This is a genomic window from Acinetobacter sp. NIPH 817 (assembly GCF_000368405.1).
Lineage (GTDB): Bacteria > Pseudomonadota > Gammaproteobacteria > Pseudomonadales > Moraxellaceae > Acinetobacter.
In genome coordinates this window covers 1,922,942-1,938,310 of the sequence record NZ_KB849420.1, presented here as the reverse complement: position 1 = coordinate 1,938,310, position 15,369 = coordinate 1,922,942, and the positions used below count along the sequence as shown (strand labels likewise).

Annotated in this window: 12 protein-coding genes and 1 pseudogene; 9 read left to right on the top strand and 4 right to left on the bottom strand. The window is 40.0% G+C overall.

The genetic code is table 11. From position 1 onward, the window contains the following. Positions 1 to 160 precede the first annotated feature (160 nt). Positions 161 to 2,797 (bottom strand): alanine--tRNA ligase, encoded by a 2,637-nt coding sequence (alaS, locus tag F968_RS12770; protein ID WP_004793689.1) that lies wholly within the window; start codon positions 2,795 to 2,797, stop codon positions 161 to 163. A 270-nt stretch (positions 2,798 to 3,067) separates the two neighbouring features. Between alaS and F968_RS12765 the strand changes: the two genes are divergently transcribed. The 5 genes from F968_RS12765 (at position 3,068) to F968_RS12745 (ending at position 8,292) form a co-directional block, all read left to right on the top strand. Further along, on the top strand, positions 3,068 to 4,087 hold the full coding sequence (locus F968_RS12765) for a type I glyceraldehyde-3-phosphate dehydrogenase (RefSeq protein ID WP_004793687.1): 1,020 nt from the start codon (positions 3,068 to 3,070) through the stop codon (positions 4,085 to 4,087). Positions 4,088 to 4,398: 311 nt separating this feature from the next. After that, a complete protein-coding gene (locus tag F968_RS12760; protein WP_004793685.1) occupies positions 4,399 to 5,565 on the top strand; it encodes an ATP phosphoribosyltransferase regulatory subunit in 1,167 nt (388 codons plus the stop codon). 63 nt (positions 5,566 to 5,628) lie between these two features. Beyond that, positions 5,629 to 6,948: an adenylosuccinate synthase gene (locus F968_RS12755; protein ID WP_004793683.1), complete on the top strand. Its 1,320-nt coding sequence runs from the start codon at positions 5,629 to 5,631 to the stop codon at positions 6,946 to 6,948. Positions 6,949 to 7,074: 126 nt separating this feature from the next. Beyond that, positions 7,075 to 7,392, top strand: a complete 318-nt coding sequence (locus F968_RS12750) for a hypothetical protein (protein ID WP_004793680.1) — start codon at positions 7,075 to 7,077, stop codon at positions 7,390 to 7,392. Between the two features lie 117 nt (positions 7,393 to 7,509). Then, on the top strand, positions 7,510 to 8,292 hold the full coding sequence (locus F968_RS12745) for a M48 family metallopeptidase (protein WP_034596647.1): 783 nt from the start codon (positions 7,510 to 7,512) through the stop codon (positions 8,290 to 8,292). A 51-nt stretch (positions 8,293 to 8,343) separates the two neighbouring features. Here F968_RS12745 and F968_RS12740 read toward each other — a convergent pair whose 3' ends face one another. Together F968_RS12740 and crp are read right to left on the bottom strand one after the other, a co-directional pair. Further along, entirely contained in the window at positions 8,344 to 9,393 is a 1,050-nt protein-coding gene (locus tag F968_RS12740) for an NADP(H)-dependent aldo-keto reductase (protein WP_004793677.1), read from the bottom strand. A 159-nt stretch (positions 9,394 to 9,552) separates the two neighbouring features. Continuing rightward, positions 9,553 to 10,260: a cAMP-activated global transcriptional regulator CRP gene (crp, locus tag F968_RS12735; RefSeq protein ID WP_004793675.1), complete on the bottom strand. Its 708-nt coding sequence runs from the start codon at positions 10,258 to 10,260 to the stop codon at positions 9,553 to 9,555. Positions 10,261 to 10,501: 241 nt separating this feature from the next. On the opposite strand from crp, the pseudogene F968_RS20675 reads away from it, so the two are divergent. The 3 genes and pseudogenes from F968_RS20675 to F968_RS12725 form a co-directional block, all read left to right on the top strand. Next, positions 10,502 to 10,564: pseudogene (locus tag F968_RS20675) on the top strand (hypothetical protein); the annotation flags it as partial. A 135-nt stretch (positions 10,565 to 10,699) separates the two neighbouring features. Further along, a complete protein-coding gene (locus tag F968_RS12730) occupies positions 10,700 to 11,122 on the top strand; it encodes an OsmC family protein (protein ID WP_004793672.1) in 423 nt (140 codons plus the stop codon). A 94-nt stretch (positions 11,123 to 11,216) separates the two neighbouring features. Then, positions 11,217 to 11,642 carry a GNAT family N-acetyltransferase gene (locus F968_RS12725; protein ID WP_004793670.1) on the top strand — a complete coding sequence of 142 codons (426 nt, stop codon included), beginning with the start codon at positions 11,217 to 11,219 and terminating at the stop codon, positions 11,640 to 11,642. Here the strand turns inward: F968_RS12725 and F968_RS12720 are convergent. Continuing rightward, positions 11,639 to 12,448, bottom strand: coding sequence for a peptidoglycan DD-metalloendopeptidase family protein (locus tag F968_RS12720; protein WP_004793669.1), 810 nt, complete (start codon positions 12,446 to 12,448; stop codon positions 11,639 to 11,641). The two genes, F968_RS12725 and F968_RS12720, sit on opposite strands and share 4 nt — an antisense overlap. A 300-nt stretch (positions 12,449 to 12,748) precedes the next feature. Here F968_RS12720 and clpB point away from each other — a divergent pair, with 300 nt between their 5' ends. Then, positions 12,749 to 15,328 (top strand): ATP-dependent chaperone ClpB, encoded by a 2,580-nt coding sequence (gene clpB, locus F968_RS12715; protein ID WP_004793668.1) that lies wholly within the window; start codon positions 12,749 to 12,751, stop codon positions 15,326 to 15,328. Positions 15,329 to 15,369 lie beyond the last annotated feature (41 nt).

The window sequence follows — 15,369 nt, the reverse complement described above, 5'->3', positions numbered from 1 at the left end:
GAAATATTGAGAAATAAGGCTTTTATTGTTGTTTTTGTCTTGGTGTGTCTTAGAGTGGCTAAATGGCATTAATTCTTTTGAACGATTAATGCCATAGTTTTTCCATATAAGCCATGACCCTGAGAGGCTTTTCAGGGTCAGTTACACAAAAAGTGAAGTCTTATTTTTGTTCAAGCCATGCAGGTAATGCAGCAATAACTTGTCCAAACTTCTCGTTAAGTGGCGCGCCACCTTGTGCTAAGTCAGGTTTACCACCACCTTTACCACCTAACTCGGTTGCTAGATGCTTGATGATGTCACCTGCTTTTAGATTTGCAGTGTATTGTGATGCAACTGAAGCAAGTAGGCTAACTTTGTCACCCTCTACGCCAGCTAACACAATAACCGCGTTCTCTAATTTTGATTTAACACTGTCGTGTAAGTTGCGAAGTGATTTCGCGTTTACACCTTGAACAGTGGTAATAAGCGTTTGACGACCAGAAATCGTTTGTACCTGATCAATCAATTCTGACGCTTGGAAGTTTGCCAATTTCTGATTGAGCTGTTCAATCTGCTTTTGTAATGCAGAAACAAGTTCTACATTAGCCTGTACACGCTCAACAGTTTGGTCTTTCTGTGCTTTTAATAAGCCATTAATGTGCTGGATATCAGCATCAGTTTTTTGTACTACATCTAAAGCTTTAGTACCTGTAACCGCTTCAATACGACGTACACCAGCAGCTACACCGCCTTCAGAAGTGATTTTAAATAAACCAATATCACCTGTACGCTTAACGTGAATACCACCACAAAGTTCAATGGAGAAGTTTTTCTCATCAATCACTGAACCCATAGCGAGAACACGAACTTCGTTACCGTATTTTTCACCGAACAACATCATGGCACCTTTAGCTTTTGCCGCTTCGATGTCAAGGAGTTCAGTAGTTACAGCTGTATTTGCAATAATTTCTGCATTTACCAAACGCTCAACCTGTTGTAACTGTTCAAAAGTTACGGGTTGGTCGTTAGCAAAGTCAAAACGTAAGATATCACTTGCAACTAAAGAACCTTTTTGTTGTACGTGTGAACCTAAGATTTGACGTAGAGCAGCATGTAATAAGTGAGTTGCCGAGTGGTTGCGCGCAGTAGCTTCACGAATATCTGCTTTAACAATCGCTTCAACGTTTTGATCAGCTTTAAGGTTACCAACGGTCACAATACCTTGATGAACAAAGGCACCGCCTGACTTTTTGGTATCTTGAACTTCAAAAATACCAGTTTCGTTTTTGAAGATACCTGTGTCACCAATCTGACCACCACTTTCTGCATAGAAAGGAGTCTGGTTTAAAACGATAAGTGCTTCATCGCCTTCAGAAACTTCATCAACTTGTACGCCATCTTTGTAGATCGCTACAATTTGGCCTTGACCAGTGGTGTTGATGTAACCGTCAAACTGGGTTTCGCCTTCAACTTGTACAATGCTGTTATAGTCAATAGCGAATTTACCAGCATCACGAGCACGTTGACGCTGAGCAGCCATTTCTACTTCAAAACCAGCTTCGTCAATAATAAAGTCACGTTCACGTGCAATATCAGCAGTTAAGTCTGTTGGGAAGCCGTAAGTGTCGTAAAGTTTGAAGACTGTTGCACCAGGAATAGTCTTGTCTTTTAACTGAGCAAGTTCACCTTCAAGTAGTTTTAAACCTTGCTCAAGTGTTTTTGCAAACTGTTCTTCTTCACGAACTAAAGTTGCTTCAATCACATCTTTACGAGCTGCGAGCTCAGGATAAGCCTCACCCATAACTTCGATTAAAGGTTGCAACATTTTGTAGAAGAACGTACCAGTTGCACCAAGCTTATTACCGTGACGCACAGCGCGGCGGATAATACGGCGTAGTACATAACCACGACCTTCATTGCTTGGGTTTACCCCATCAGCAATTAAGAAACAGCATGAACGCGCATGGTCTGCAACTACACGTAAAGAAGGCTGACCTTCGTCTTCGATACCAATAATGTTTGCAGCAGCTTTTAATAAGTGTTGGAACAGGTCAATGTCGTAGTTTGAATTAACATGTTGCAATACAGCAGAGATACGTTCTAAGCCCATACCTGTATCAACAGATGGAGCAGGGAGAGGGTGAAGCACGCCGTCAGCAGTACGATTGAACTGCATGAAAACGTTGTTCCAGATTTCAATGAAACGGTCGCCATCTTCTTCAGGTGTACCTGGTAAACCACCCCAAATGTGATCACCATGGTCAAAGAAAATTTCAGAACATGGACCACATGGACCTGTATCACCCATTGCCCAGAAGTTATCAGATGCGTATTTTTCGCCTTTATTATCACCAATACGGATAATACGTTCAGGCGCTAAACCAATTTCTTTATTCCAGATGTCATAAGCTTCATCATCAGTGTGATAAACGGTCGCATATAAACGGTCTTTAGGAAGAGCTAACCATTCATCGCTAGTCAAAAATTCCCAAGCGAATTTAAGTGCATCACGTTTGAAATAATCACCAAATGAGAAATTACCTAACATTTCAAAGAATGTATGGTGACGAGCAGTGTAACCAACGTTGTCTAAGTCATTGTGTTTACCACCAGCACGTACACATTTTTGTGATGTCGTTGCACGTACATAGTCACGTTTTTCAAGACCTAAGAAGCAGTCTTTAAACTGGTTCATCCCAGCATTTGTAAATAATAAAGTTGGGTCGTTGGCAGGAACAAGAGAACTCGACGCGACACGTGTATGCCCTTGCGTCTCAAAGTAGCGCAAAAATGCTTCACGAATTTCAGCAGATGTCATTAAACGAGTACTCACAACCAAGTCACTCCATATTTTCGAATTTGGCTAAATGTATCAATGCTTGTTTGTTTTATGTCAAACCTTAGCATGTGATACGGGGCTTATTTTTTAAAAACGCTAAATTGTAGCGGAAAAACCCCACCGAACCAACGATTTTAAAAGGAATATCTTACAAAACTGTGATTTGGCTAAAAATCTATATTCAATTGGGCGTGACGTGCTTTACTATATGCCTTCTTTAGCCTGTAGTTTTGTAGATAAGGATAGGTCATGCAACGTATCGCCATTAATGGGTTTGGCCGAATTGGACGTAATGTTTTACGTGCCTGGTTTGAGAGCTCAAAACAATTTCAATTTGAAATCGTGGCGATCAACGACATAGCTTATGTGCAAACATTAGTGCATTTATTTAAATATGACTCAACACATGGCCGCTTTAATGGAAATGTGGAAATATTCATTGAAAATGAAAAAGTTTTTTTGAATATTCAGTCAAATCAACGAACGCTAAAAGTTGAGGTTTTAAACCAAAAACAACCCGAACTTTTACCATGGTCTAGTTTAGATATTGATGTGGTACTTGAGTGTACAGGACTGTTCCGTTCTCACGCTGATGCAACGCGCCATCTACAAGCAGGGGCGAAGCGTGTCATTATTGGGGCAGCACCTTTTGATCATGTCGATGCAGCCATTGTTTATGGTGTGAACCATCATGAAGTGAAAGTGACTGATCAGATCATATCAAGCGTTTCATGTACTACCCAGGCTTTAGTTCCATTGGTGAAAATCATTGATGATGCTTTTGGTATTGAAACAGCGCTTATGACCGAAATTCATGCAGTAACGGCAGACCAATCTGTACTCGATCACGCACATCGTGATTTGCGCCGCGCTAGAGCTTCAGGGCAAAATATTATTCCGACCACATCTAGTGCACTCGGTGCATTAAAACGTGTTATGCCTAAAATGGAAGACCGTATAGATGGTTATTCAATTCGGGTACCTACTATTAATGTGGCTGCTATTGATTTAACTTTTATCGCGCAATCTCCAATTACTGTGCATCATATTAATGAATTGCTAATCAAAGCATCTCAAACAGACTATGCAGAAATTATGGCAGTAACAGATGAGCCGTTAGTTTCCAGTGATTTTAACCATTCACCTTATTCACTCATCGTGGATTTAACTCAGACTATGGTCGTTGGGCATCAAGCTAAAGTATTTGCTTGGTACGATAATGAATGGGGCTATGCAAATCGATTATTAGATTTGTGTGATTCTTTCTGAATTTAAAATAACTTAAGAAAGCTATTCAAAGATTAAATTTAGTTAACTGGCAATCAGGTGATAGTTCAGATATTGGCCCATTCTTTGGTCGAAGAACTTTTGCCTATAATATGAGTGAAGTAGAATAAAGTATTGAATATTCTAGTTAATTCATGAAATCTTCTTTTTGACTTTAGAGTTTATTAAGAAAGATTTATGCAAATTGTCAGGTGCATGGCAGAAAGTATCATGCTACACTAAGAGAAATCGGGTGTGTTCCCGATTTTTTTATGTGGGGTCGTTCCACGTTGATCAGATTTTAGGCTTGAAATATGACCATTTCAGAGACATGGTTGCTGCCTGACGGGGTAGCAGATGTATTGCCGGAACAGGCACAAGTCATTGAAAAACTTCGCCGTGAAGCTTTAGATTTCCTCGCGGTGCGAGGTTATCAATTGGTATATACACCATTTATCGAATACATCGAATCGTTGTCTTCATTATCAGAATCAAATCAAGACTTAGATTTAGTAACTTTTAAGGTTATTGATCAGCTCTCAGGCCGTTTACTCGGTGTTCGTGCTGATATGACGCCACAAGTTGCACGTATTGATGCACATGTAAGACCAGTTGAAGGTGTTGCTCGTTACTGTTATTCAGGGACTGTATTACATACTAAACCACAAAACTTCAATGCCACACGTGCACCTTTGCAATTAGGTGCAGAGTTATATGGCCATGACAGCATCGAAGCTGATGTCGAAATGGTCGATGTTATGCTGGGATTGATTGAGAACATCTATACCTTACAAGGCGCGCATTTAGATTTGGGCCATGTAGGTTTGTTCCGCAGTCTAGTGAAGTATGCTGGCCTGTCAAAAAATGAAGAACATGAACTGTCTGATCTTTATCAAAGAAAAGCATTGCCAGAGCTAGCAGAGTTTACTCAAAGCCTTAACATGGGTTCTGATTTCTATGCGCTTGGTCGTTATTCTAGTGATCTAGAAGCATTACAGACGAATTTAAGTGCCAATATTTTGCAAGATGCTGAATTTAAGTCAGCATTAGATGCTCTGAAGACGACGCTTGAGCAAATTAAAGGGCGTTGGCCAAATCTCAATATCGGTATTGATGTTGTAGAGCTACGTAGTTATCACTATCACACTGGCTTAATGTATGCAGTATATGCGCCGAACCGTGCTGCGCCGTTAGCGCAGGGTGGCCGTTACGATGGTATTGGTGAGCACTTTGGTCGTGCACGTCCTGCTACTGGCTTCAGTTGCGATTTATATGCTTTAGGTGCAAATCAGTTCGCCGAAATAGAAACTGTTGTTGCTCCAAAAGGCTCAGAACAAGATTTACTCTCAGCAATTTCGAATGCACGTGCTCAAGGTTTACGTGTCGTTCAATTGTTAGGTAATGATGATTTAACTTCTATTCCTTATGCAACACATCAACTGGTGTCGCAAAATGGTCAATGGAATATTGAAAAGATTTAAACGCCAACGGTAAGTTTTTACTGATGGTTTCCAATTTTAACAGCATGATGTAATGAGGCTATTATGGGCAAGAATGTTGTGGTACTTGGTACCCAATGGGGCGACGAAGGTAAAGGTAAAATCGTCGACCTGCTCACAGATCAGGCGGCTGCGGTAGTACGTTATCAAGGCGGACATAACGCAGGTCATACTCTTGTCGTAGGTGGTAAAAAGACTGTATTGCACCTCATTCCATCAGGTATTTTACGTGAAAACGTATTGTGCTTAATTGGTAATGGCGTGGTGCTTTCACCAGCAGCATTAATTGAAGAAATGGGAATTTTGGAAGCTGAAGGTGTTCCTGTTAAAGAACGCCTACGTATTTCTCCAAACTGTCCACTTATTTTGCCTAACCACATTGCACTTGATCAGGCACGTGAAAAGAAACGTGGTAATGCTAAAATCGGTACTACAGGTCGTGGTATTGGTCCTGCTTACGAAGATAAAGTAGCTCGCCGTGCAGTGCGAGTTGCTGACCTTGTTCGTGGTGGTGCAGCATTAGAAGAAAAACTCCAAGAAATGCTTGAGTTACATAACTTCCAATTAACTCAGTTCTACGGTGTAGAGGCTGTTAAATTTGAAGATGTATTAGCTCTTTGCAACCAATGGCGTGAAGTTCTTGCTCCATTAGTAGTTGATGTGACTAAAGTGTTGCATGACTATCGCAAAGAAGGTAAGGCTGTAATGTTTGAAGGAGCTCAAGGCTCACTTCTAGATATTGACCACGGTACGTATCCATACGTTACAAGTTCAAATACAACTGCTGGTGGCGTAAGCTCTGGTTCAGGTATGGGACCTTTACATCTTGATTATGTATTAGGTATTACTAAAGCTTATACAACACGTGTAGGTGCTGGCCCATTCCCAACTGAATTGGTTTACGATGCAGCAGCTGATGCTGGTGACCCAGTGGGTAAACACCTTGGTACAGTGGGTCATGAATTTGGTGCTTCTACTGGTCGTCAACGTCGCTGTGGTTGGTTTGATGCTGAAATCCTTCGCCGTTCTGTAGATGTAAACTCACTTTCTGGTATTTGCTTAACTAAACTAGACGTTCTAGATGGTTTAGAAGAAGTAAAAATCTGTGTGGGCTATGAAAATACAGATTCAGGCTGTGTAGGTTCTTCTGATGCGGTTTCTTTTGAATGCTTGAAACCAATTTATGAAACTATGCCAGGTTGGAGCGAGTCGACTGTTGGTTTAACCAGTATTGATCAATTACCAGCAAATGCTTTAGCTTATGTGAAGCGTATTGAACAATTAATCGAATGTCCGATTGATATCGTTTCAACTGGTCCAGACCGTGCAGAAACAATTGTTTTACGTCATCCATTCTCTGCTTAATTAGCAAAGATTAAAAAGGCCTCCTACTAAAAGGGGGCTTTTTTATACCCGACTAAAGTGCAGTTTTCGTTTTGCTTAATTCAGATTAAAACCTTATATACATAGATGAGGGATGAGGGGCTCAGGATGAAGCTGCAACCGACTATTTCAAAAACAATTTTCTATTCGTTTTTATTTGCTATTGGTGGATCTCCAACGCTGGCTATGCTGGTCATTTATGGACAAACATATCATGAAGATTTCTTTATGACTGCTTTTATGAGCTTGTCAGTTTTGTTCGCATGTGTGTTAATTCCTGTGGTACTCATACAAAATAGTTATTTACTCTGGAAAAGGGAAAGTCCTAATCTTGAAGAGAAAGTTAAAACCTTAAGTCATGTTTATCTTGGCTTAAATGTAATATGTTTGATTTTTTGGATTTATTTGATGACTTTATCGACTTGATCGTTACATAAATACTATGATCATGAAGGAATGAGACATTCAAAGCATAAGCGGGATTTCTTATAATAAGTGCAAAAGAATAAACAGCTTTTTTAACGAATTAGGTGATCCATGTTGATGAATAAAAAACTCTTTTTAAGCTTGTGTGCAGCAAGTGTGATGACCATTTCTGGCTGTGCAACAGTAGCGGACATGGCAGGTGCAGATACAGCAACCTTAAATGCTCAATCTGCTCAAGGTTTTAATAAGATGGTGCAGGAAGCACGTGGTAAGGGTGCTCTCGATACAAGTTCTAGTACATATAACCGTATTAATGCTGTATTTAACCGTTTAAAACCATATGCGAACCAGATGAATCAGACTGGTCAGCCATTTAGCTGGCAGTTAGCGGTGTTGAAATCAGATACCATTAATGCTTATGTTGCACCTGGTGGTAAAGTGGTGTTCTATACAGGTATTGTGAATAAATTGAACCTGACAGATGCTGAAATTGCAGCTGTTATGGGGCATGAAATGACTCACGCCTTAGAAGAGCATGCGAAAAGTAAAATTGGTGCTCAAGCTTTAACTGATTTAGCATTAAATATTGGCTTAAGTCAGATTAATGGTGGTAATGTGGGGCAACTAGGGTCGGCTGCGGCTCAGTTAGGTTCACAAGTGGGTGTAGGCTTGCCATATTCTCGTAGCTTGGAAAGTCGTGCTGATCAAGGCGGCTTAATGCTAATGGCACGTGCAGGTTATAATCCAAATGCAGCGATTACACTTTGGGAAAAAATGAATAAACTTGAAGGTGGCGGTGGTTCATCATTCTTGTCCACTCACCCATCTAACTCTCAGCGTATTGGCGATATGCGTAAAAACTTGCCTGCGGCAATGGCAGTTTATAATAGCCGTAAATAAGATATAAATTTTTTATAAAAGAAAACGGATGCTTAAGCATCCGTTTTTTGTTTATGGGGCAGGGTTGGGTTGTTGGGTATGAATAGCTTCAATACCTTGTAAAACTTCACTAGATAATTCAATTTCAAATGCCTGAATATTTTCTTTAAGTTGATCTAGGTTAGTTGCTCCAATAATGGTACTCGTCACAAAGAATTGTTGTTTGATAAATGCTAATGCCATTTGAGTTAAGCTTAGTCTATGTCTCTCTGCTAGCTGTGCATATTGCTCAGTTGCCCATTCGCTTTGAGGGTTGCTGTAGCGGCTAAAACGAGGAAATAATGTGACACGAGCATTAGCAGGACGAGCACCATTTCTAAACTTGCCAGAGAGATAGCCAAAAGCAAGAGGAGAGTAGGCAAGTAAGCCAACATCTTCATATTTCGCAATTTCAGACATACCTATTTCATAGGTGCGGTTGAGTAGACTATATGGATTTTGAACACTTACAAATTTACTTACACCCAGCTTTTCAGCCAAATGTAAAAATTTCATCGTGCCCCACGGCGTTTCATTCGATAAACCAATATAGCGAATGCGCCCTCGGTTAATCTCTTCTTGTAGAGCAAGTAATGTTTCTTCTAGAGGTGTTGTGTCGTAATCATTTTGTGCTTGTTGGTTGCCATAAGCGAGCGTACCAAAAAAGTTGGTATGACGTTCAGGCCAATGCAGTTGATAAAGGTCAATATAGTCGGTTTGGAGACGTTTCAAGGAGCCATCTAGGGCTTTAGCAATATGATCGCTGTGGAAGCGCGTATGGCCTTCTCTGATGTGTGTTCCTCCAAAGCCTGGCCCTGCAATTTTAGAGGCAAGAAAGACTTTGTCACGTTGACCATTTTGGGCAAACCAATTGCCAATAATTGTTTCAGTTGCACCATAGGTTTCAGGTTTTGGCGGAACTGAATACATCTCTGCCGTATCCCAAAAATATAAACCGTGTGCCAAAGCATAATTGAGTTGTTCAAATGCTTCTTGTTGGGAGTTTTGCTCACCAAATGTCATGGTGCCTAAACAAATTTCTGGAAGCTTGAGGCCTGTGCGACTAAGTGGGTTAAATTGCATACAGCGGAATCCTTGGAAATTTTGAGTTAGCCTAACGGAGAATATGTATTCAACTTAAATCATAAAATTAGAATAGTTTGTAAGTTTTGTGTATTAACTCATTGTTGCATATAAAAAAAGCAAACCGAAGTTTGCTTTTTATTAAAAATTTAATAAATATTATTCTTCATCATCATAGTCTTCATCAGAAACAGGTGCTTCTTCTAATGAAACATCAAAAATAAGAATAGCCTTACCATCTGTCTGGATCATGCCTTGATCTTCTAAGGTTTTAAGTACACGACCAACCATTTCACGTGAACATCCCACAATACGGCCAATTTCTTGACGAGTAATACGAATTTGACGACCGTTTGGCAAAATCATTGCTTCTGGTTGTGAAGATAGGTCGATTAGACAACGTGCAATACGCCCAGACACATCAATAAATGCAAGATCTGTCATTTTACGAGTCGTATTTTTTAGACGGCGAACAAGTTGTGCAAAAACAGCATAACTTAAGTCTGGATATTGTTTGCTAAGTTCGTGGAAGTTGTCATAAGAAATTTCTGCAATTTCACAGACATCACGCGTACGAACTTCAGCTGTACGTTGCGGGTTCGGTTCGAAAAGCCCCATTTCCCCAAAGAAGTCGCCCGGATTCAAATATGCAACAACAATTTCACGTTCGTCATCTTCACGTAAAATAATTGAAACTGAGCCTTTTAAAATTAAATATAAAGATTTCGACTCTGTTCCTGCATCAACAATTGTGGTTCGTTTTGGATATCTGTTGATGTGAGCACGTTTTAACAATGCTTTAACGGATTCAGGTAGTTGCCCCGGAGATAAAGCATCTGTGCTGAGTTGTGAAAAATTTGAAGTCATGCTTAATATGTTCCGAATAGGGTAAACAATTCACACAAGCCCGAGATGAGCTATTACACAGAAGAGATGAAATTCCTTATCAACTCATTTTATGTTAGTGTACAAAACAAGGGTCTGTTGACATTTCACAGATGGTTGCGACATAAGACAATTCTTTTAGACGTTACCAAGCAAGAGCTATGAAATTTAGCCATTCTAAATAAATAGATCTTAACAACGGAACGTACAAAATAACATGGTCTTGCGCTGTGCCTGCGCTGCTTAAATGGCAACTCAGATTATGGCTGAAATTTCACAAACTATATAACAAAACTGGACAAAGGATTGCCATTGTCTGGGTTTTGCGTCTTATTTGGATTAATTTTTAGCTCTAACGCAATCCATAGATGAAATGTCAACAGACCCTGCTTAAATTTATAATTTTTTTTAGGTAGTTGCAATGCAAACAAGTGTACATTGGCTAGAGAATGTTGCTTTTGAAGCGAAATCGGATAGTGGGCATAGTGTCATTATGGATGGCTCACCTGAGTATGGTGGTGAAAACCGTGGTCCACGTCCTATGGAATTGCTATTAATGGGACTTGGTGGGTGTGCTTCGTTTGATATTGTGACCATTTTAAAAAAATCTCGCCAAGATGTGACGAATGTTGTATGTAGTTTAAAAGCTGAGCGCGCTGACACAATTCCAGCTGTTTTTACTAAAATCCACTTACACTTTGTGGTAACAGGTAAAGCTGTTAAAGAAAAACAGGTTGCAAAAGCGGTTGAATTGTCTGCCGAAAAATATTGTTCAGCGAGTAAAATGCTTTCCGATGGTGGTGTAGAAATCACCCATGACTTTGAAATTATTGAAGCGGAATAAGACAGTTTTTTGATAGCTAAAAATTAAAAGAAGCTGACATTAGAGTTGGCTTTTTTATTGTCAAAAATAATTAAAAAATAAGATGAGGGATGAAATGAATATTCGTACTGCTAAATGGAACGATACTCAAGCAATATGCGATTTACTTAAACAGATGGGCTACCCACAGCCACTCACGCTTATCCAAGAAAAATTTGAAATATTAAATAACGACTCTAACTCACAAATTTTGGTTGCTGAAGAAAATGGCAAGATTTGGGGTTTTTTATCTCTTTATTTTATTCCGCAAATTGCCTTAGAGGGTGACTTTGCCAAAATATGTTATCTATGCGTTGATGAGAATATACGTAGTAAAGGTGTAGGGCATTTACTCATACAAGAAGCTGAGCAACAAGCCAAGCACCGTGGTTGTGATCGAATGGAACTTCATTCTGGAGTACAAAGACCTTTGGCACATCAATTTTACCTAAGAGAAGGCTATATCGAAGCACCAAAGTATTTTCGTAAAGCCTTAAATTAACGAGCTGTATTTAGAAAAAGCTGCGGATCTACCCGAGCATTATTAAGGCTCATGCCCCAATGCAGATGAGGACCTGTCACGCGTCCAGTTTTGCCCACTAAACCTAGTGTTTCTCCTTGGCGAATATGTTGACCTTTTTCTACTTTAATTGCGCTTAAATGGCAGAACATGCTGACTAGGCCTTGGCCATGATCAATCAACACAGTTTGACCATTAAAAAAATAAGATCCGGTTTGGATAACGACACCATCTGCTGGTGCAACAACTTTTTGTCCTACTGGTGCAGGGATATCTAACCCTGAGTGAGGAGCGCGCTCTTCACCATTAAAAAAGCGTTTTCTTCCAAAAGAATTGGAAAACTTCCCTGAAGTTGGGCGTATAAATGCTGGTAAGGTTTGCCATGAACTCTTTGTAAATGAGCTATACACATCATTTTGTTCTTTAGCTTCTTGAGCATAACGGTCTAACTGGCTTTGGTTCGGGTTCACATAATCTTGGTTAGTGACTTTAATCCGTTGCTCCGCATAGGGATAGGGCTTAATTTCTATTTGAATAGGGGCTTTATTCGTGTCGAGTTGTACACTGCCAAGTGGGGTAGATAAGGGAATACCCACAACAGCATAACGCTGCTGACCTTCGTTACTAATTAAAACTGGTTTTTGTTGGAAAGTGACCTGAGTAATATCAGCAGTTAATGGGATAACTGCGATGCCACCGGGTCTTCTTGAGTCTTGTGGAAGCTCGGCGATTGCCAGTGCCGAAGTAAAAAGACAAGTTGTTGTTAATAGAATGTGTTTAAAGTGCATTTTTCATTTCAAAACGAGTAGTAAACTAGCAAGATAAACTAAAGCTTAATCATTAAATTCTCAATGAAGAGTTTGTGAAAAGCGTAGTATGAATAAGCATGAAGCTAAATATTCAAGTATTTTAATAAAATGTAGCTGAACTGTACTTGAAATATATACAAAACAATCCCATATTATAATGGAGTTTTACTCGTTGTTATTTTAATAACATTATGAAAAATATATATAAATTTATTTGAAATCCGAAAAAGTGTTCCCATCTATTAGACAAGTACAAATTTGTTGTGAGGAATAACAAGAATGCGTTTTGAAAAATTTACAAACCGCTTGCAGCAAGCCCTTTCAGATGCTCAATCTTTAGCGATGGGTAAAGACCACACCGCGATCGCAGGTATTCATATTTTGAGTACCCTATTAGAAGAGCCATCAAATATTAGTTTGTTGCAACAAGCAGGTGCACGGTTACCTGAACTTAAACAAAAGCTTGAGCAAGCTATAAAAGATGCTCCGACCATTGCGAATCCGACTGGGGATGTCAATTTAAACCCTGAAGCTGTTAAGGCGCTTAATCTGGCAGATAGATATGCGCAAAAGGCGGGTGATGAATTTTTGTCAACTGATTGGGTGCTATTAGGCTTAGCAGAGACAGGCGAAACTAAAAATATTTTAAGTGCCGTAGGTGTAACTCCCGACAGTCTACGCAAAGTAATTGAACATATTCGAGGTAGTGATAAAGTCATGAGTAATAATCACGAAGATCAACGTGACTCACTTAATAAATATACGATTGATTTAACTGAGCGTGCCTTATCTGGAAAACTTGATCCGGTGATTGGGCGTGATGACGAAATCCGCCGTACCATTCAAGTTTTATCACGTCGTACAAAAAACAACCCCGTTCTTATTGGTGAGCCAGGTGTTGGTAAAACCGCTATTGTTGAAGGTTTGGCACAGCGTATTGTCAATGGTGAAGTACCAGAAGGCTTAAAAAGCAAACGTGTTTTATCTTTAGATTTAGGTTCATTACTTGCTGGTGCTAAATATCGTGGTGAGTTTGAAGAACGTTTAAAAGCTGTTTTAAAAGATTTGGCAAAACACGAAGGTGAAATCATCCTGTTTATTGACGAGCTACACACGCTTGTAGGCGCAGGTAAAGGTGATGGCGCAATGGATGCAGGTAATATGTTAAAACCTGCATTGGCGCGCGGTGAGTTGCGCTGTGTGGGTGCAACAACCTTAGATGAGTATCGCCAATATATTGAAAAAGATGCAGCTTTAGAACGTCGCTTCCAAAAAGTATTGGTTGATGAGCCAAGCGTTGAAGATACCATTGCGATTTTGCGTGGTTTAAAAGAGAAATATGCCACTCACCATGGCGTACAGATTTTAGACTCGGCGATTATTGCAGCGGCAAAAATGTCTCATCGCTATATTACAGATCGTCAATTACCAGACAAAGCAATTGACTTGATTGATGAAGCAGCTTCTCGTATTAAGATGGAAATTGACTCTAAACCAGAAGCGCTTGATAAGCTGGACCGCCGTTTAATCCAGTTGAAAATGCAATTGGAAGCTGTAAAAAAAGATGAAGATGTAGGCAGTAAAGCCGAAGTCGCTCATCTTGAAAAACAGATTGCTGAAGTCGAGAAAGAATACAACGATCTTGAAGAAATCTGGAAGTCTGAAAAAACTTTGGTAGAAGGCACTAAACAGGCTCAGGTTGAACTTGATAAAGCGCGTATTGCTTTTGAAAAGGCTCAGCGTGAGGGTGATTTGGCTGAAGCAGCACGGTTACAATATGGTGTAATTCCAGAGCTTCAAAAACAACTTGAGCAAGATGAAGTTGCAGAAGAGAACGAAGAGCCAAAACTTATTCGTACTAAAGTGACTGAAAATGAAATTGCCGAAGTTGTGAGTGCTGCAACAGGAATTCCGGTTGCTAAAATGATGCAAGGCGAGCGTGAAAAGCTACTCAATATGGAAGGCTTTTTACATGACCGCGTTGTAGGGCAAGATGAAGCTGTTGTAGCCGTTTCGAATGCTGTACGTCGTTCACGTGCAGGCTTGTCTGATCCGAATCGTCCAAGTGGTTCATTCTTGTTCTTGGGTCCAACAGGTGTTGGTAAAACCGAGTTAACAAAAGCACTGGCGAACTTCTTGTTTGACAGTGATGATGCCATGATTCGTATCGACATGAGTGAATTCATGGAGAAACATTCGGTGAGTCGTTTAGTGGGTGCACCTCCAGGTTATGTAGGTTATGAAGAAGGCGGTGTTTTAACTGAAGCTGTTCGCCGTAAGCCATATAGTGTGGTGTTGTTTGATGAGGTTGAAAAAGCGCATCCAGATGTATTCAATATCTTGCTACAAGTGTTGGATGACGGTCGCTTAACTGACTCTCAAGGTCGAGTAGTGGACTTTAAAAACACGGTTATTGTGATGACTTCGAATTTAGGTTCACAAGATGTACGTGAGCTAGGTGAGGGTGCAACAGACGATGAAGTGCGTACCATTGTAATGAATGCGGTAACTCAGCATTTCCGTCCGGAATTTATTAACCGGATTGATGAACTGGTGATTTTCCATTCACTCAAAAAAGCACAAATTCGAGGCATTGCCGATATTCAGTTGGATCGATTACGTTCACGTCTGGTTGATCGTGATATGAGTTTAACTGTAGATGACACTGCTTTTGATTTATTGATTGATGCCGGTTTCGATCCTGTTTATGGCGCGCGTCCATTAAAACGTGCGATTCAACAACAGATTGAAAATACATTGGCTCAAAAAATCTTGTCGGGTGATTTTGTCGCAGGTGACACCATTTTAGTAAAAGGTGAAAATGGTCAGTTAGTCTTCGATAAAATGAAACTCAGCTAAGTTTGTTCTGCTAAAACCGAAAAGAGGATATGGAAACATAT